General features: G+C 50.7%; 15 protein-coding genes. 4 read left to right on the top strand and 11 right to left on the bottom strand.

Annotated features, from left to right (window positions below):
- Nucleotides 1–158: 158 nt before the first annotated feature.
- From BBD42_RS10370 to BBD42_RS10360, 3 genes are all read right to left on the bottom strand, one after another.
- Nucleotides 159–1,043, bottom strand: coding sequence for a hypothetical protein (locus BBD42_RS10370; protein WP_099518100.1), 885 nt, complete (start codon nucleotides 1,041–1,043; stop codon nucleotides 159–161).
- 242 nt (nucleotides 1,044–1,285) lie between these two features.
- Complete coding sequence (locus BBD42_RS10365) at nucleotides 1,286–3,307, bottom strand: ABC transporter ATP-binding protein (protein ID WP_099518099.1); 2,022 nt, start codon at nucleotides 3,305–3,307, stop codon at nucleotides 1,286–1,288.
- Nucleotides 3,308–3,352: 45 nt separating this feature from the next.
- Complete coding sequence (locus tag BBD42_RS10360) at nucleotides 3,353–5,101, bottom strand: ABC transporter ATP-binding protein (RefSeq protein ID WP_099521554.1); 1,749 nt, start codon at nucleotides 5,099–5,101, stop codon at nucleotides 3,353–3,355.
- A 603-nt stretch (nucleotides 5,102–5,704) separates the two neighbouring features.
- Here BBD42_RS10360 and BBD42_RS10355 point away from each other — a divergent pair.
- Nucleotides 5,705–6,754 carry a GGDEF domain-containing protein gene (locus BBD42_RS10355; protein ID WP_172455446.1) on the top strand — a complete coding sequence of 350 codons (1,050 nt, stop codon included), beginning with the start codon at nucleotides 5,705–5,707 and terminating at the stop codon, nucleotides 6,752–6,754.
- 35 nt (nucleotides 6,755–6,789) lie between these two features.
- Here BBD42_RS10355 and BBD42_RS10350 read toward each other — a convergent pair whose 3' ends face one another.
- From BBD42_RS10350 to yidC, 5 genes are all read right to left on the bottom strand, one after another.
- Nucleotides 6,790–8,010, bottom strand: coding sequence for a Bcr/CflA family multidrug efflux MFS transporter (locus BBD42_RS10350; protein ID WP_099518097.1), 1,221 nt, complete (start codon nucleotides 8,008–8,010; stop codon nucleotides 6,790–6,792).
- Between the two features lie 173 nt (nucleotides 8,011–8,183).
- Entirely contained in the window at nucleotides 8,184–8,420 is a 237-nt protein-coding gene (locus BBD42_RS10345) for a cold-shock protein (RefSeq protein ID WP_442952533.1), read from the bottom strand.
- Nucleotides 8,421–8,759: 339 nt separating this feature from the next.
- Entirely contained in the window at nucleotides 8,760–9,092 is a 333-nt protein-coding gene (locus BBD42_RS10340) for a hypothetical protein (protein ID WP_056036546.1), read from the bottom strand.
- A 33-nt stretch (nucleotides 9,093–9,125) separates the two neighbouring features.
- On the bottom strand, nucleotides 9,126–9,824 hold the full coding sequence (locus BBD42_RS10335) for a pirin family protein (protein ID WP_099518096.1): 699 nt from the start codon (nucleotides 9,822–9,824) through the stop codon (nucleotides 9,126–9,128).
- A 193-nt stretch (nucleotides 9,825–10,017) separates the two neighbouring features.
- Nucleotides 10,018–10,878 (bottom strand): membrane protein insertase YidC, encoded by an 861-nt coding sequence (gene yidC, locus BBD42_RS10330; RefSeq protein ID WP_099518095.1) that lies wholly within the window; start codon nucleotides 10,876–10,878, stop codon nucleotides 10,018–10,020.
- Nucleotides 10,879–11,336: 458 nt separating this feature from the next.
- On the opposite strand from yidC, the gene BBD42_RS10325 reads away from it, so the two are divergent.
- Nucleotides 11,337–12,083, top strand: coding sequence for a hypothetical protein (locus tag BBD42_RS10325; RefSeq protein WP_099518094.1), 747 nt, complete (start codon nucleotides 11,337–11,339; stop codon nucleotides 12,081–12,083).
- 249 nt (nucleotides 12,084–12,332) lie between these two features.
- Here BBD42_RS10325 and BBD42_RS10320 read toward each other — a convergent pair whose 3' ends face one another.
- The gene (locus tag BBD42_RS10320) at nucleotides 12,333–12,749 is read right to left on the bottom strand and encodes a glycosyltransferase (RefSeq protein WP_099518093.1); all 417 of its coding nucleotides are present in this window, start codon (nucleotides 12,747–12,749) and stop codon (nucleotides 12,333–12,335) included.
- 133 nt (nucleotides 12,750–12,882) lie between these two features.
- On the bottom strand, nucleotides 12,883–13,530 hold the full coding sequence (locus tag BBD42_RS10315; protein ID WP_099518091.1) for a hypothetical protein: 648 nt from the start codon (nucleotides 13,528–13,530) through the stop codon (nucleotides 12,883–12,885).
- Between the two features lie 155 nt (nucleotides 13,531–13,685).
- Here BBD42_RS10315 and BBD42_RS10310 point away from each other — a divergent pair, with 155 nt between their 5' ends.
- Nucleotides 13,686–14,660 (top strand): aldo/keto reductase, encoded by a 975-nt coding sequence (locus tag BBD42_RS10310; protein WP_099518090.1) that lies wholly within the window; start codon nucleotides 13,686–13,688, stop codon nucleotides 14,658–14,660.
- Between the two features lie 125 nt (nucleotides 14,661–14,785).
- On the opposite strand, the gene BBD42_RS10305 is transcribed toward BBD42_RS10310, so the two are convergent.
- Complete coding sequence (locus BBD42_RS10305) at nucleotides 14,786–15,688, bottom strand: LysR family transcriptional regulator (RefSeq protein WP_099518088.1); 903 nt, start codon at nucleotides 15,686–15,688, stop codon at nucleotides 14,786–14,788.
- 239 nt (nucleotides 15,689–15,927) lie between these two features.
- Between BBD42_RS10305 and BBD42_RS10300 the strand changes: the two genes are divergently transcribed.
- Entirely contained in the window at nucleotides 15,928–17,022 is a 1,095-nt protein-coding gene (locus BBD42_RS10300; RefSeq protein ID WP_237163440.1) for a YeiH family protein, read from the top strand.
- The last annotated feature ends 264 nt before the right edge of the window (nucleotides 17,023–17,286 follow it).

Here is a 17,286-nt window from a genome sequence, read left to right as displayed (position 1 = left end):
CGCCATGTAACAACTCGCCCGATCTCCTATGATCACAATGCAAAAAAAGCTGCGAGGCGGCCAAAATGACCGTCTCGCAGCTTCTTCTATCTTGCATTTATGCTTTCCCTTGCTCCTGATGTTCCTCCTGATGCTGATGATTTCCCTATGCGATCAGCTTAAGCCGATTGATCAGCAGTTGCGGCTGTATCCGAAGATTCAGCTGTCGCATCACGCTTCCCATGCTTGCCTTGATGTCCCGCTCCATCGCCTTCCGGCTTCTTGAACTCGCCGTTTACGAACTGAGTGACACGCTCGGTCAGCTCAGCGATTTTCGCATCATATTGCTCCTGTGTCAGCTTGCCATCAGCCAGTGCTTGATCCAGTCTAGCTGTTTCCTCGCTGACTTTCTGATCAATGACCTTCTGCACATCAACACCTTTTGCAGCTGCGATGTCAGCCAGTGACTTTCCAGCTTTCAGTTCCGTTTTCAGCTCGTCGACCGTCACGCCAAGAACGGCAGCCGTTTCCTCGCTTGCGAAGCCGCCTTTGCCGAATCCGCCTTTGCCGCCGCCACGATGGCCGCCTTCACCGCCAAGTCCAGCTTGGCCATTTGAATCCAATATTTTATCAGCTATCGCCGAGCTATCCCACTGCTTGTCTGCTTTTGCCGCATCGGACGTTTTGTCTGGATCTTCACTTTGAAGCTTTTCTTTGCGGGTGGCAGCAGCCGCATCCAGCCATTCCACCAGCTTGGCCTTCAGCGTCTCGCGGTCTACACCCTGAGCGGAGGCGACCTCGGCAAGCGTTTGCGTTTTGAGCTGCGTATCCAGTGTCGCTTCATCAAGCTTCAAATATTCAGCAAGCTGCGTTTTCCACTGTCCAAAGCCGAAAGATCCGCCCTTGTGCTTGCCTGCCTCGCGCGTTGCTCCGCTTCCATCCGCGGCGCTTTGCGTGCTTGTATCCGTTGAAGCTGCATGGATAGCAGGTATAGCCAGCGCACCTCCGCCTACCACCAGCGATAATGCAATTGCGCTTGCGACGATCGTTTTTGTACCCTTCATGACTGTATTCCACCTTTCAGTTGAATTTGCCTTACATTTCCTATCATAGGCATCAATTCTTAGCCCAGTTATAAATCTAGCTGAATATTACCTGAAAATCGTGAGGATTTATTCAGAAAGCCAAGTATAAGTGTAAAACTTATAAATTCTTTTTCAACAAAAAAAGACGGAGCCTCATCAGCTCCGCCCTGCATTCTATACGATCCTGTTCCCTACTCTTGCTGAAAATAAAGCTTTCAGACCTACGCCGTTACTGGCGCTCCTAGCTGCAATTGATACATGGCGAAGTATTTGCCGCTATGCTCCATCAATTGATCATGGTTGCCCCGCTCAACGATCTCGCCATGATCCAGCACCAAAATTTGATCGGCCTGGCGAATCGTCGATAGGCGATGGGCAATAACGAACGTCGTGCGCCCTTTTTTGAGCACATCCAGCGCCTTCTGAATAATCGCTTCCGTCTCCGTATCAATGCTCGCAGTCGCTTCATCCAAAATCAGAATCGCCGGGTCATACGCGAGCGCCCTTGCAAAAGAAATCAGCTGGCGCTGTCCCGCAGACAGCGTGCTGCCCTTCTCGATAACCGGCGCATCGATGCCGCCGGGGAACTGCATAAACATCTCGTAGGCGCCTACATCGCGCAGCGCCTGCTCTACCCGCTCCCGGCTAATTTCCGGGTTGCCTAGGCTGACGTTCGACGCGATGGTTCCCGTGAACAGGAACGGGTCCTGCAGCACGATGCCCATATGCTGGCGCAGCTGCTGCTTCGGAATATCCCGTACATCGCGGCCATCAATTAAGATGCTGCCTTGTTTTATATCATAGAACCGGAACAACAGGTTGAGAATCGAGCTTTTGCCAGAGCCGGTATGCCCCACGAGCGCTACCGTCTCGCCTTGGCGAGCAACGAAGGAAATCTTCTTGAGCACATAATCTTCTTTTTTATAGGCGAAGGTGACGTCCTTGAACTGCACTTCGCCCTTGTAGCGCTCGATTTTGCCCGTTGCAACGTCAATGCCTTCCTCATCCATTAGCTTGAAGACGCGCTCTGCCGATACGCGTGCCGTCTCCAGATTGGAGAGCTGGTTCACTACGCCGACGATCGGCTGGAACATCCGGTTCATGAGATCAATAAAAGCATACAGCGTACCGACGAGCAGCACCGTGCCGAACCAATTGCCCCAGAACATCCAAATGACCACAAGAAACATAATGTTGCGGATGACCTGAACCATATTATGCGAGGTGATGGAGTTTAAATGAAGCAGCTTGTTTTGAAATTTAAAATAATGATCATTCAGCTCATCAAATTCCTCCATCATCTCTTTCTGGCGGCGGAAAGCTTGAATGATCGGCATTCCTTGAATAGCCTCATTGATCATGCCGTTAATTTCGCTCAGCTTTGCTCGAATAACCTTATTGTAATGCGCCGCGTAACGGCGATATACCTTGATCCATACGAGCAGCAGCGGCACAAGCGGCAACGCGAACAAGGCCAGACGCCAGTCGAGTACGAACAAGGCCACATAGATCGCCGACATATAAATGATAGCCGAGAAAAAGTTTGCCAATACCGAAACATATAGCTCCCGTACCGCTTCGGTGTCATTCGTGATGCGCGATACGACTTGGCCTGCGGCCAGTGTATCGTAATAATTGACGGGCAGCCGCTGCGTATGCTCGAATACATCATTACGCATGCGGCGGACGATGCTGTTCGCTGACGTTTGCAGCAGCAGCCTTTGGCCATAAGTCAAAAATCCGCCTATGAGCAGCAGCACGCAATAAAGCGCCGCAAGCTTTATAATGCCAGGCGTCTCTGGCTTGTAGAAGGCAAACAGCTCTTTTGCAGACAATGCGGTTACAGGAAAAGCAACCACCTCTCCTGTTGCTTTGCTCGTGAAGGTCATCTGCTCGCCCTCTACCTTGCGCTTTCCATCCTCGAAGGGCAGCTGCCCTTCAAGCCAATAAAACGTTCTTCCCGACTGCAATATTCGCACGCTGTCGCCTTTTGGCTCTTCAGCCGACAGGTGATCCACGCGTTTGTACCATTTTCCATTATGCTCAACCGCGAAGCTGTCCTGCTTCGCCGTCTCATACCATGTCTTCTCAATGCCAAGTATGTTTTGGTCGATCATGCGCTTGGCGATGAACGGTCCTGCGAGCTCTGCGGTTACCGCTAACAGCAGCAGCACAAGAGCTCCAATAATCGGCTTCTTATATAGCATGGCGTATTGAAACAATCGTTTACCTGTTAAGCCCATTGTCCCTAGCGCCCCCCATTTCCTTCACTTTTCGTACGTTGTTTATTAGGACTCAATACTCGACTCCAGCTGCTGGCGATCATATTGCTCCCTGTACCAGCCGCCCGCTCGCAGCAGCTCCTCATGCGTGCCTTCCTGCACGATACGTCCTTCATCGAGCACGATAATCCAATCCGCATGCTGAATCGCAGACAAGCGGTGCGTCGTAATGAGCGTTGTTTTGCCCGCACGCTCTGTGCGGATGCCCTCAATAATTTCCGCCTCCGTCTTGCCGTCTACGGCAGACAGCGCATCATCGAGCATTAGAATTTCCGGATCTGCGATAAGCGCACGCGCAATACTCACACGCTGCTTCTGCCCACCTGAAAGGGCAACACCCTTCTCACCGACCATCGTTTCCAACCCATCCGGCAAAAACTGAATATCCTTGGCAAAGGAAGCACGCTCCAGCGCACGCTGCAAATCAGCATCGCTGGCCTCGCCCTTCTTCCCGAACCAAATATTGTGGCGAATCGAACGGGAGAACAGCACCGGCTGCTGCGGCACATAGCCGATCCAGCCGAGCAAGCGCTGAATTTCCAGCTTGTCGATGGGCACATTCGAGACGGAGATCTCTCCGCTGCCAATTGGATATTCCCTCAGAAGCTGCTTGAGCAGCGTCGTCTTGCCGCTGCCTGTGCGGCCAACAATGCCCAGCGTCTGGCCTTTGCGGATCGCGAAGGAAACATTGACCAAATTATCGACCTTCGACGAAGGATAGCGGAACGTCACCTTACGGAATGCAATCGTCTCCGGCTCTTCCACTGCGACTAAATCTGCAGCATCCTTTACATCCGGTTTATAGTTCAGTGATTCGTTGACCCGATCAAGCGAAGCATTGCCCCGCTGCATAACGTTGATCAATTCTCCGATCGCAAGCATCGGCCAGATGAGCATCCCCAAGTAAATATTGAACGAAACCAGCTCGCCCAGCGTAATTTCACTCTTGAACACCATGTAGCCGCCGTAGCAAAGACCGATTAAATAGCTGAGGCCGATGAGAATTTTCATCGTTGGCTCGAACAGCGCATCGATGCGGGCCACCTCAATATTTTTCTCATACACTTCGTCCGTCTTGCGGCTGAACTGCTGCTGGCTCGCTTCCTCCTGTACGAAGGCGCGAATGACGCGCACGCCAGACACCGCCTCCAGCACCTGGTCATTCAGCTCGCCGAAGGAATCCTGCGCTTCCATGAAGCGGTGGTGGATTTTGCCGCCGAAATAGCTCATCGCCAGTGCCATAAGCGGCAGTGGCAGCAGCGCAGCCAGCGTCAGCTTGAAGCTGATTGTAGCAATCATAACCGCGAGAATGGTCACCATAAAGAAGGTCGAGTCAATGAGCGTCAATATGCCGAAGCCCGCTGTGTTCGACACCGCCTTCAAGTCGTTCGTTGCCCGAGCCATCAAATCGCCAGTACGATTGCGTTCAAAGAAGGTCGGCGACATTTTCATAAAATGCTTCATCAGTTGGGAACGCATAATGCGCTCCAGAAGGAACGAGCCGCCAAACAATTGATAAAACCAAATATAGGACATAATGTAGCCTACAATGGTAATGGCAATCCAGCCGACAATGATGAAATAAAACTCTTTGTCCGCAAGTGAGCCTTGCGAAATGCCATCGATGGCATAGCCCGTCATCCAAGGCGGAATAATATCCAGTACGCCAACCAAAATCAGCAGTACGCCCGCTATCGCGTAGCGCTTCCAATCCATTTTGAAAAACCATCCAAGCTTCTTAAGTACGATAAACATAGCGCTGTTTTGATACCTCCCCATATCCATCCAAACGTTCATTTTTCCCATAAAAAAAGGAAACGCATCGGTTATACGATACGCTTCCTTCACATGCATCACCGACCTCTAGCGGGTCGAAAGCATTGAAAAAGGCGCACGGCTGCATCGAACGCAACCATACGCCTTTGATTTATGGGAAAGCTCCCTTATTCATCAAAGAGAATTAACGCACGGATGGATTACGCTCATTAAATTCATATTTACAAAATCAAATTTCTTTCCTAGATGTACAGTAAATTTACGCATGAGACATAATCCTCCTTTCAATTTGTTTAATCTTCTGCCACTTTATCATCGCTTGTAAATGCTGTCAATACCTTATACGGAAAATAGTTGCGCCCAATTTACGGGTTTTCAAGGTTCGTTTTACCTTAATAAACAATTTTCTACAGCAAACCTCTAAATTTCGCATGAATAAGTGTCGAATTTGCAGGATAGAAGGAATGGTCTGTCGAAGCTATTCAGCTAGCCATCTAACGGAGGCACCATTTTGGAAAAGAGGCAGATATGTTCAGTCTATCTTCATTACCCCGACATGATTCATCAAGCTGGTACCGCATTATGCTCAATGTGTATTGGGTGTTATGTATACTAGCGCTTACTTGTCAATACACGATATTTGCTCTCCAAAATACTTCACCGGAAGATACCTTTTTCACAAACCGACTATTTACTTATGACATCCTGGTACAAAACATATTTCTGCTTGTCGTTATGGTATCCCTTGAAGTCATTATCCGCTATGCGAACCGCTTTATCGAAAAAGCACTCATTATCGGCGCTCATCTCATTACGATGAGCTTCTTATTTTTTTTAAATGCACAGCTCTTAACGGCACCTGCCTTGCTGCTGCTACCGATGCTGATAACGATTTTATTTTTGCGGCCGTATTATTTGTTTGTTTCGCTGCTCGTCTCCATGCTGTACCTGTTTTATATTTATTTTTCTTATTATTATGAAGATGTATTTAATACGCTTGATGCCCTTTTCTATGCGGGCATTTTGGTTGCGACAGCGCTTCTAGGATTCGCAATTATCCAACGGGCGAGAGGCTTGCTTGTCACGCTCAACCGGACGCTGAAATCCGAGCAGGAGCTGCTGATTAAAAATATCGTGATGGATCGAATGTCGAAAATCGACCCGCTCACCGATCTTTATAACCATAAAACGTTTCACGAATATGCGGAAAAGCTCATTGAGTACCAAGAGGCTAATCCGTTCAACTTCCAGCTAGCGATTATAGACATCGACAACTTCAAGCATGTCAACGATACGTATGGGCATTGGGTTGGCGATATTACGCTGAAGCAGATGGCGGCAACGCTGCTGAAGCACTTGAAAACCGATGATTTTGCCGCCCGTTATGGCGGTGAGGAATTTATTCTCATCCTTCATGAAGAGAGCTTGGAGAAGGCGCTTGCGCTCGTGGAGGAAATTCGCGTCTCCATCTCCCAGACCAAAATCGCCGAAATGGACAATCATTCCGTCACCGTCAGCATCGGCCTGCATGAGCATCTTCCTGGCGAATCCAAAGGAACGAGCTTTCAGGAAGCGGATCAAGCTCTCTATGAATCGAAAAATAGCGGCAAAAATAAAACGACTATCCGATAACTTGCCCGGATAGTCGTTTTTGTATGAGCTTCCAGCTAACTTGCGTTCCCTCTACGCGCCATAAACACATAGAACAGCACAGCAAGGATGCTCGATGCTGCAATAACAAGGCCCATCGGCAGCGCCGTGTGGCTGCCGCCCAGACCTACCATCGGCGCTGCAATTGCGCCGATGACGAAGGATAGCAAGCCGATCAGCGCCGAAGCGCTTCCGGCTGCTTTGCCTTGGCTTTGCATCGCCAGCGTAAAGCTCGCCGTCTGGATGACGCCGACGCTGGATACGACGAAGAATAGCGGAATGAGTACGGCAATCAGCCCGAGATCGGCTAATATGACGAGCAGCAGCGCTGCACCGCCAATAGATGCCATGCTGAGCCCGACGATGAGCAGCTTCGTCTCGCTGACCTTTCCAGCAAGCCTGCCAGCGGTTTGGCTGGCAATAATGATGCCCAAACCATTGATTGCGAAGCATAAACTGAACATTTGCGGCGATACGCCAAATATCTCCTGCAGTACAAACGGAGAGCCCGATATATAAGCAAACATCGCCGCGGTTACAAAGCCTTGAGAAAGCGCATAGCCCATAAATACGCGGTCCCGAATTAATGTGCCGAAGGTACGGAGCGTACTTTGAAGCCCGCCCTTCAATCGATTTTGCTCCTGCAGCGTCTCTCTAAGCCCGAGCCATGAAGCAAGCAGCATAACAAGCCCAATCGCACCGAGCACGAGGAAAACGCCGCGCCATGACGTCCATTGCAGCAGCTGGCCGCCTGCAATAGGCGCAGCGATTGGAGCTACACCGTTCACCAGCATAAGCAGGGCGAAGAACTTCGTCATTTCGGGCCCCTCGTACATATCCCGCACAATCGCTCTGGATAGCACAATTCCCGCTGCCCCGCCCAAGCCTTGAACGAGCCGCAGCAGCACGAATGTCTCAATTGACGGCGCTACAATACATAGCACTGAAGCTATAACGTATACGATGAGTCCAATAATAAGCGGCTTTTTCCTGCCAAAAACATCGCTTAGAGGGCCAATGATGAGCTGGCCTACAGCAATGCCGAGCAAGCAGGCCGTTAAACTCAGCTGCGCCATGGAGGTGCTCGCGCCAAAATAATTTGCCAGCTCCGGCAATGCCGGCAAATACATATCGATGGATAACGGAGCGAAGGCCGTTAAAGCGCCAAGCAGCAGCGCCATCCCTATTCGTGCCGAAGAAGCCGGTTTTTGCTGTGATGCCAGCACCTGTTGTTTCATCGAGCTATCTCTCCATTTCTATCGTCCATTTACGTCCCTTCATAATGTAACAATTATAATTACAACTCGCAATAGGTGTCAATGCATGAACAGCAGCAGACGCTCTTCGGCGGTTTGCCCAAACAAAGGGCGCCCAATGGGCGCCCTTTGTTTGAATCCACCATTTATTCGGTTTATTCCGTAACGGGAATGCTGTTTTTCGCCCGATTTATATCATTGGAGTTGACGAGCTGTGGCAGCATCTTCTCCGATTCTTCCATAGGAGAATTACATTGCAGGCAAGTAGGCGACTGCTCGAACGAAAAGTTTGCACGCATCCAGCCATTGCAAACATCACTCGTACAAGCCCATATTTTCGTGCTGACCTCAGGGACTTCCTCTTGAAACTTTTTCCGACTATAGATCGTCAACGCCTCCTTTAATTGGACATGCTATTGCCATGATAATCCTGTTCCTGCTCCTAGCGTTTGATAATTCACGAAATTCCATACATAGGAATTGGACGCAATTTATTACCAGCCGCCTGAGCCCAAGCAATGAATCGTTGTACAACTGATCGGTACGCCTGAATAAGTCAAGCCAAGGCACCCTGTCCTTCATTCGCATAAAGGATGTATATGCAGCAGCGAGCGATTTTATTAAAATATAAGAAAGTATAAGTCTTCTCTTTATACTTAGCTTATATTTCTCGGACTGACACGCGCCGCGCCGCTAGAGGACGGCGACAGCCGTTTTTGCTTGGCCCTGCTTTACAGCTTGTAGCCGTAATTGTGTGGAATATATTCAATCATCGCCTTCGCCTTGAACGCAAGCTTGCGTTCATTAGCTTGAAAGCTGACGGATTGTTCCTGTACATAGAACCAAATTTTGACCGTTGGCTTATCCTCATGCTCTTGGAAAAGAAAGACGTTCAGTTCTTCCTTCCACGCAAGCAGGTTAGCCAAATCAAGCTCCGGCGGCACAGTGACCGTGAACGCCCACAAATCAGCAGCCTGCTCAATGTGATAATGAACGCCATGCTTGCTGGAATCTACAAAGGTTCTTCCTCCAACCGCATGCTTGATTAATAACGTTTCCTTCATCGCTTTCTCCTCCTCGCGCAGAAACTTCCGTCCTTATGGCATATCAATGAGCATGACGAATGTATCTTCCTTCGCCTTGATCAGAATTTCCGGCTCAAACTCCGCACGAAGGCTGTCCTTCGCCACCATATCAAGATTGTTCACATCGGCAGCGCCCTCAATCAGCATGAGGAATACACGCCGGCCTGCCTTTTGGCTGTAATACAAACGTTTCCCTGCCTCAACGCGGCCCAAATGAATCGACATGTCCTGATGAATCATCGCTGTGCCATTCGTTCCTTCCGGCGTGACAATCGGCAGAAAAGCATTGACCAGCTTCTCCTGATCGTACCGATGCACCTCATAGGAAGGGGTCAGCCCGCGCTCGCGAGGCATAAACCACAGCTGCAGAAAATGTCCTTCTTCGGTTTCCGAATCATTGTATTCTGCATGGACAATGCCGGAGCCCGCTGTCATTCGCTGGATTTCTCCCGCAGAGGTAACCTCCATATTGCCCAAATTATCCTCATGCTTGAGGCGGCCTTTCAACACAATGGTCACAATTTCCATGTCGCTATGAGGATGCGCTCCGAAGCCGCGGCCCGGCGCAATCTCATCTTCGTTGCATACACGCATGACGCCGAACTGAGCGTTATCGGGATCATAATAATCACCGAATGAGAAGCTGCGTGAGCCCCTCAACCAACCAATATCAAAAAAGTTCCGCTCGTTCGCAGGATAACGCTTAATCATCGTGCAAGGCCTCCTTTTTCCATTCCATTGTCCGCATGCCAAACTAAACCTTACACTTATTGTATCATAATAAAGTGCTTTATAGGATTTTCGACTTATAATCTTCTGCCCATCGTTTTCTTATGCCTTCAAAAAATAAAAACAAACGCCCCGAGGGTTGAGAGCCCTCTGGAGCGTCTATTCCATATCCGGGTTAAGATTTCGCTGGCAGCTTCTTGTTTTTCGATTTCACTGGCGCTGGCTTCGCGGCCTCAACTGCCGAAGCGACCGGCACTGTCGGCATTGGGTAAAGCCGCTTGGAAAGCATCGTCTGCAAAATCATAAATACGCCGCCAACAACCCAATACAAAGGTACAGCAGCAGGCGCGGTAAAAGAGAAAATGCCCATCATGATCGGTGAAATGTAACCGAACAGCGCCATCTGTTTTTGCTGGGCAGGATCAATTCCGATTTGAGACACGCGGAACTGCACATAATAGATAGCAGCGGCGAGAAACGGCAGGATGTGGTCCGGCGCGCCCAGTTGGAACCAAAGGAAGGAATGCTGCGCCAGCTCCGGCGTCATTTTGATCGCATAATACAGTCCTGACAAAATCGGCAGTTGAATGAGCATTGGAAGGCACCCAATGGCAAGCGGATTAAACTTATGCTCGCCGTACAGCGCCATCGTTTCCTTCTGCATTTTCGACTGTGCTTCAGGCGATTTGTCATTTTTGTATTTTTCCTTGATCTGGTTCAGCTGCGGCTGCATAACGCTCATCTTCTGCTTCATCACCTGCTGGCTCTTGGATTGGCGAAGCATCAGCGGAAGCAGGGCCAGACGGATAAGCAACGTAATCGCAATAATCGCCATGCCAAAACTGTCGTTAAAAAACTGCGCAATGTGTTGAATTAAATAAGAGATGGGGAAAACGACGTAATGGTTGAAAAATCCTGGTGTCGCTGAATCAATCGTTCCATTCGGCGCACCACAGCCGCTAATGATGAGCAGCAGTCCGATAATAAGGATAAAGCGGTATTTTTTAAGCATTTCCATTGTATATTTAGATAACATATATATCCTCCTCGTTTGTTTGGATGTTGCTTCACAAACGAGGAGCTGCAATCTGTGGGATCACCATCAGGCGCTTCTTTTCTTTTAACTTTTCGTACAAGCCAGAGCGCAACGGTATGAGCCCGTTGAACCGTTGGCAAAATACGCTCAGGTGCTGGCGTATGGACCTTGTCCTTCGACCAGCGGGACGGCTCGCTTGCAGCATGAAAAGTGAAATACGCTGCATAAGCGAACGTGCAGATAATGCTTACAGAGAAAAAATACGGTATAATATCATGCAGCTCGAGCAGCTTCTTCACCTCCAGACTCAAATCGGTTACTCTTGTAGTATAAAGCAACCATTCCTGATATTCCCTCGTCTAAAGTCTAGGTACTACCTGAACCAGAGACTGTTATAGCGAGGAGCTCGCAGGCGATAAAATAGATCTAGTTATTATTATACTGGGAGGTAAGCTATTTTGTATATCACCTTGGTTCATCTTACGCTTGGTTGTTTATTCCTAGCGCTGCTGTTGTCTTGGATTGCCGGCAATAAGGCCTCCTCCCTGCTCTACAGCAAATCCGAGCAGCAGCTGCACCAGCGTGCCAAAAACTTGTTCATTTGGACAATTGTGCTGTCCATCCCAACAGCAGCCGCATTGGGCGGAGTCGTCACCATGGCCGTCAAGCTCCCTCCGGATTATGATTTGGGCATGCTTATCTGTGTACCGATCTTGACTCTGTCACTAGCGCTGCTGTGGGTCAGAAGCATGCCAAAGCTGCTTAGAATGCGGAAAAACACAGGACGGAAGTCCAGCGATCCATTGCCTGTGCGCATGCTGTATCGCGCTTCAGAGCCCGCATTCATTTTGCCCTACCAGCTGTTGTCGCTCTGTACGCTAACGATCTTTTACCTAACCTTATCGGTCGCCGTATCGCTGCATTCGATGCCGCTCACTATTCCGCTTTCCATGCTTGGCTTCGCCGCTGCCATCCTCTGGATGATTCATGGCGAACGCAGCAGCAGAGTGACCTTGCCGAAGGCGAAGCTTAATCGCCGCCCAAGCGAACGGTTCGTACGCAGGCTCGCTATAGCCATTGCTATTGTGCTGCTTGCTGGAACTCCTTACTACAACGCCTTTGACAAAATCGATTTGCCGGAAGCGCTAACCATGACCAATAACGCGGACAACCTGCACTCATTCGGCTTTTATATTGAACAATAACAGAACCGCAGCCGCCGTCCTTCTATGGCGTACATCAGGACAAACCTGCGCATATGCATAAATGGCATCCCTCCAGTTAAAAATAACCCTCGCCTAATAAGGCGAGGGTTATTTTTTGGGAACAAGCGTAAACGGCTGAAGCCGATATCTGGCGGCAATGCTACCGTTTCGAGGGCGAAATATAAGCCCATTATAAAGGTGAAGCTTATAAATTCTTATATTTGAAAAACCATCCGGCTGTTCTAATTATTAGCATGCAGCACTCTCCGAAGCAAAATCCCAGAGCGGGGAATGGGTAAAGCCTTCCTTAGCCCGTACAACATAAAACGGAGAGGCTCCTTGCAATCCTGCGCTAACGCTGCGGAAGCGGTCAGATACCTCCATGACGATCTTCTGTTCGCCCGAGGCATGGTCGGCTCCTGCGGCAACAGCAGCTTCATAGCCAAAGCTGCTGGCGAAATGGATCGCACGTACCCGAATATCGGCTGCACAAAAGACTCGAAGCATATCTGCTGAGCGGTCGGTGCTGTTGTCATTTACAAAAATCAGTTCGTAATTCTCGCCAATGGGCGGAATAATTCGTTTTAGCCGCTTGTAGGTGTCGTAAAGCATTTGCTCATCATTATACACAGGAATGACTACGGAATAAGTGACTGGCTCACGCATAACAGGTCCCCTCCCGGCTTCGAATGCTGCCTAAGCAGCTTGTACCTTTACTATACATGATTTATCTTAAGATTCCCTTAATTCTAACTGATCATTTTTCATGAAATTATGATGAATTTTGTCAGTTTGTTCCTTATTCACCCAAAGCAAACCAAGTTTCCACCGGCTTGAAATACAAATGACCATCAGGCCATGGCTGAAAATGCAAATCCATTCGCGATTCGCTCCAGTCCACAGGCGTTCCGTTTGTCTTCAGCTTGCGCGGAAGCATCGGCTCCTCCACGATAGCTGGAAACTCCTGATAACCGAATAGCAAATTTTCGTGCAGCGCAATGATTTCATATTTGGGTCCGTGAAATGCGTGCTCCTCCTGCAGCTGGTAGTGATAATAAATGTAGCTCGCCACCATCTCCGGCTTCAAATGCGCTACGCGCCCGACGCGCCGCTCCACCGCTTCCTTGCGCCGCCAATGCTCCGGGCTTGCTGGCGCATTGAAATGAAAAACATCAATCATCGGAATCCATAAGCGCTTCTCGGCCTGACCCGGCCAAGGCTCCAAGTAACGGCTCAAATCACGCATGAGCTCCTCGGGCGCTGGCGTTTCATCGATCAGACTCTCTACGTATAAGAAGAGATTACGCTCCCATTTAAATAAAGCAGCTGTCATAAATTTGCCCTGCTCCATCCAAGGAAGCAGCTGCTCTTTTAAGCGTTCTACAGAAGCGACCGCTTTCATTTCTTCATCTGCAAGCAGCTGTGCCCGCGCTATCACTCTTTGCATCGTCGTCCCCCGCATTCTTATGCTATAGTGAAATAAAATCGTATGTTAAATAAACTAATAAATTCTTGTATTCAAAATGGTCGCCTTGCAGCAGCAGACAAGCAAGCTGCTGCCTAAAGGAAACAATTAAATGTTGAACGGAGTGAACTTAGCTTATGATCTATAAACGTCTTGGCAAAAGCGGACTGAAAGTATCCTCTCTCGGCCTTGGGACTAATTCCTTCGGCTCGCGGGCGGATAAGCAAAGCTCTATTTCCATTATACATGCTGCGCTTGGCAGTGGGATAAACTTTCTGGATACTGCCAATATTTACTCAGGCACCGCATCCGAGACGATTATCGGCGAAGCGCTTAAAGGACGGAGGCATGAGGCCGTCATTGCCACCAAAGCCGGGCTGCCGCGCGGCAAAGGGGCGAATGAGCGCGGCTCGTCCCGCTATCATTTGCAGCTGGAGCTGGAGCAAAGCTTGCAACGGCTGCAGACGGATTATGTGGATTTATACCAAATCCACACCTTCGATCCGGAGACGCCGCTGGAAGAAACGCTGCGGGCGCTCGATGATATGGTGCGCGCCGGCAAAGTCCGCTATATCGGCGCATCGAACTATGCAGCCTGGGAGCTGATGAAGGCGCTCGGCATCAGCGACCGCCTTGGCCTGAATCGCTATGTGTCGATTCAGACCAGCTATTCGCTCGCCGACCGGACGCCGGAGCGCGACATTACGCCGCTAAGCCTCGACCAAGGCGTCGGCATTATCCCTTATTTTCCGCTTGCCGGCGGCCTGCTGACCGGAAAATACAGCGAGCAGCAAAGCGCGCCGGAAGGGTCGCGTTTGGACAAAAACCCGGACTTCGCCCGCTTCTTCACCGGCGAAGGCTTCACGCTCAGCCGCCAAGTCGGCGAGCTTGCGGCTGAAGCTGGCTGCACGCCAGCTGTGCTTGCCCTGCACTGGCTTATGCAGCAGCCCGCCGTGGCAAGCGTTATCGTCGGCGCGACGAGCACAGCGCAGCTGGAGGCCAATCTGGCTTCAGCCAGCCTGCAGCCTGAGCCGGCCGTCATGGAGCGGCTGAATGAAATCAGCCTGCGATTTAAGCATGGCGAACCATTCGCGCTTTACCGGCTGAGTTAGCCGGTAAATTCGGAGGAACTCGCCATAATGTGCGCCTGCGGCAGCGCAGCCGGTTATGGGCCGGGCGAAAGGCACTATTTTTCACAACAGGATGTGGCCCTATCGCTACCCGAACCTGGATATTCCTAAGTCGGCTGCTGCGGCATGCCTTCGCGGGCACGCACCATTTCAATGAATAGCTCCGCCGCTTTCGTATGAAAAGCATCGCGCAGCGTAATTATCGAAAAATCTCGCCGAACAGGCTGGCCATCGATGGTCAGCCTGTTTAGCGTCCCAAGCGAGATTTCTTTTCGCACAGCCCACTCTGATAGCAAAGAGATGCCGAGCCCCGCCTCCACAGACTCCTTAATAATTTGCGTGCTGCCAAACGCCATGCGATTATGCGGCACAATATCGTATTGCTCGAACATTTTTTCCATTGCCGTCCGCGTTCCCGAGCCTTCCTCTCGCATAATCCAATGCTCGCCCAGCAGCGCCTCAGCCTTTATGTCCTGCTGCTGCGCGTAAGGATGTTCGGCGCCAACAACGACGTACATCGCATCTTTGGCAAAAGGCTCGCATTGCAGCTTGTCCTGCTCTGGCACCGCACCCTCTACGATTCCAATATCCAGCTGGCGGGCTGCAACGAGCGCCGCAATGTCCTTCGTGTTGCCGATTGTAATTGTGGGCGTAATAAGCGGATAGCGCACCCGCAAACAGGCTATCATATGCGGCAGTACATACTCGCCAAAGGTGAAGCTTGCGCCGATCGACAGCGCGCCGCTTGCCGTGTGAAGCAGGTCACCCAGCAGGCTTTGCATTTTCGCATGCAATCCGCTGATTTCCTTCGCATGGCGATACACGATGTCCCCCGCTTTATTCAATCGGACGTACTTGCTGCTGCGATCCAGCAGCTTGGTGCCTAAATCCGCCTCCAGCGACTGAATATGCTGACTGACTGCTGGCTGCGTCATATGCAGCGCTTCCGCTGCGCGAGTGAAGCTCCGTTCCTCAGCAACCGCTATAAAAACGAGCAGGGATTGATCCATCGTTTAAACACGCTCCTCTCTCTCCGTTTGTTGCCTTTTCTATTTATGAAAATACCATAAGCATTTAGTTATGATTATAATTATAACAATTTATTTTTCTTATCGTAAGCTATCCCTTATGCTTAATTTATTAAACAAGCAGGAAGCATGCGCCCGTTATTTGGCGGCATCAGCATCGGTCGCAGAAGTAGCAGTAACAACAGGCTTTTCGCTTACAACATGAGGATGAGGTGACAGCTATGAAAGCAGAAATAAACGCGATGATGATGACGCAGCCCTCTTCGGAAAAGACCGAGCCGCAGGGAGCGTTAAGCAGGCACGCCAAGGGGCATGCTGCGGCTTGGCTGGGCGGGGTTGCACTGACGGCTGCTTTTGCCTCCGCTGCTTATGCGCTCGCCATGCTTCCCGGCTTCAGCCGCATAGGGCCTATGGCGATTGCCTTAATCGCTGCTGTGCTTTTTCGCCAGTTCGTTGGATATCCGGCTTTTCTCCGCATTGGCATCCAATTTTCCTCCAAGCAGCTGCTGCGGCTTGCGATTATATTGTTTGGGCTCAAGCTGAATATGACCGTTTTGCTGGAGCAGGGGACCGGATTGCTGCTGCAAGCCGCAGCCACCATTCTCTTCTCCGCCCTCTTCACCCTGCTTGTCGCCCGCAAGCTCAAAGCCGATATGCCGCTGTCGCTATTGCTCGGAATCGGCACAGGCATCTGCGGCGCGGCAGCCATTGCGGCTGTATCGCCGATTCTTAAAGCTCGCGGCGAGGACACAGCCGCAAGCGTCGGGCTCGTTGCGTTGGTCGGCACGATTGCCGCACTCGCTTACACCGCCCTCCAGCCGCTGCTGCCGCTATCCGCGGAGCAATATGGCATTTGGGCAGGCATCAGCCTGCATGAAATTGCCCATGTGGCGCTTGCCGCGGAGCCTGCCGGGCAAGATGCTGTCGCCCTGGCGCTGCTGGCGAAGCTGAGCCGTGTGTTTTTGCTCGTTCCCGTCAGCTTCATACTGATGGCAATCATGAACCGCCGCCCCGGGAAGGGAGCGAGCACCCAAGAGATGAAGGCCCGGCCTGAGGTTCCATGGTTTTTGCTCGGCTTCATCGCCCTCAGCTTGTTCGGGAGCATGACAGCTGGCACGACGCTGGAACTTTCCGCTCGGGCCTTAGGCAGCCTGTCCACGATTACAACCATCCTGTTGACGATGGCTATGGTCGGACTAGGGCTGAACGTCAACTTGCGGGAGCTGCGCTCCCGCGCGCTTCGCCCGCTGCTCGCCATGATCATAACGTCGGTTCTGCTATCTATATTGTCTTTGCTGTTCATCATGTGGCGCTAGGGGCGTGCGCGAGGATTGAGGTTCCGCTATTCTGGCTTTTGATTCGATTTCGTGCTGTAAGCGGACAGGAAATCCGTTATTACCCTCTTCCTCCCAGCAAAATGGCCTTTTGCAGCGGATTAACGGCTCCTGAGTCCGCAGACGATGCCATAGCCCTTAATTCGGTTGAATAGCTGCTGCTGTATCCGCCAAGTCTAACTTTGCCTATCTTTGTGCATGGTGCATCCCTCTGAAACGAAGAGCAGAGAGCAGTCCATCGGCACG

Origin of the sequence: Paenibacillus sp. BIHB 4019 (assembly GCF_002741035.1) — a bacterium.
GTDB lineage: Bacteria > Bacillota > Bacilli > Paenibacillales > Paenibacillaceae > Pristimantibacillus.
The sequence above is the reverse complement of the archived record's forward strand: the minus strand, read 5'-3'. Positions and strand labels throughout refer to the sequence as shown.

Bases quoted from the DNA above. Each gene is read 5' to 3' on its own strand.
- BBD42_RS10335 (WP_099518096.1), bottom strand. From the start codon at position 9,824: ATGATTAAGCGTTATCCTGCGAACGAGCGGAACTTTTTTGATATTGGT.
- BBD42_RS10355 (WP_172455446.1), top strand. From the start codon at position 5,705: ATGCTCAATGTGTATTGGGTGTTATGTATACTAGCGCTTACTTGTCAA.
- BBD42_RS10320 (WP_099518093.1), bottom strand. From the start codon at position 12,749: ATGCGTGAGCCAGTCACTTATTCCGTAGTCATTCCTGTGTATAATGAT.
- BBD42_RS10310 (WP_099518090.1), top strand. From the start codon at position 13,686: ATGATCTATAAACGTCTTGGCAAAAGCGGACTGAAAGTATCCTCTCTC.
- BBD42_RS10350 (WP_099518097.1), bottom strand. From the start codon at position 8,010: ATGAAACAACAGGTGCTGGCATCACAGCAAAAACCGGCTTCTTCGGCA.
- BBD42_RS10300 (WP_237163440.1), top strand. From the start codon at position 15,928: ATGAAAGCAGAAATAAACGCGATGATGATGACGCAGCCCTCTTCGGAA.
- BBD42_RS10340 (WP_056036546.1), bottom strand. From the start codon at position 9,092: ATGAAGGAAACGTTATTAATCAAGCATGCGGTTGGAGGAAGAACCTTT.
- BBD42_RS10370 (WP_099518100.1), bottom strand. From the start codon at position 1,043: ATGAAGGGTACAAAAACGATCGTCGCAAGCGCAATTGCATTATCGCTG.
- yidC (WP_099518095.1), bottom strand. From the start codon at position 10,878: ATGTTATCTAAATATACAATGGAAATGCTTAAAAAATACCGCTTTATC.
- BBD42_RS10315 (WP_099518091.1), bottom strand. From the start codon at position 13,530: ATGCAAAGAGTGATAGCGCGGGCACAGCTGCTTGCAGATGAAGAAATG.
- BBD42_RS10365 (WP_099518099.1), bottom strand. From the start codon at position 3,307: ATGGGCTTAACAGGTAAACGATTGTTTCAATACGCCATGCTATATAAG.
- BBD42_RS10360 (WP_099521554.1), bottom strand. From the start codon at position 5,101: ATGTTTATCGTACTTAAGAAGCTTGGATGGTTTTTCAAAATGGATTGG.
- BBD42_RS10305 (WP_099518088.1), bottom strand. From the start codon at position 15,688: ATGGATCAATCCCTGCTCGTTTTTATAGCGGTTGCTGAGGAACGGAGC.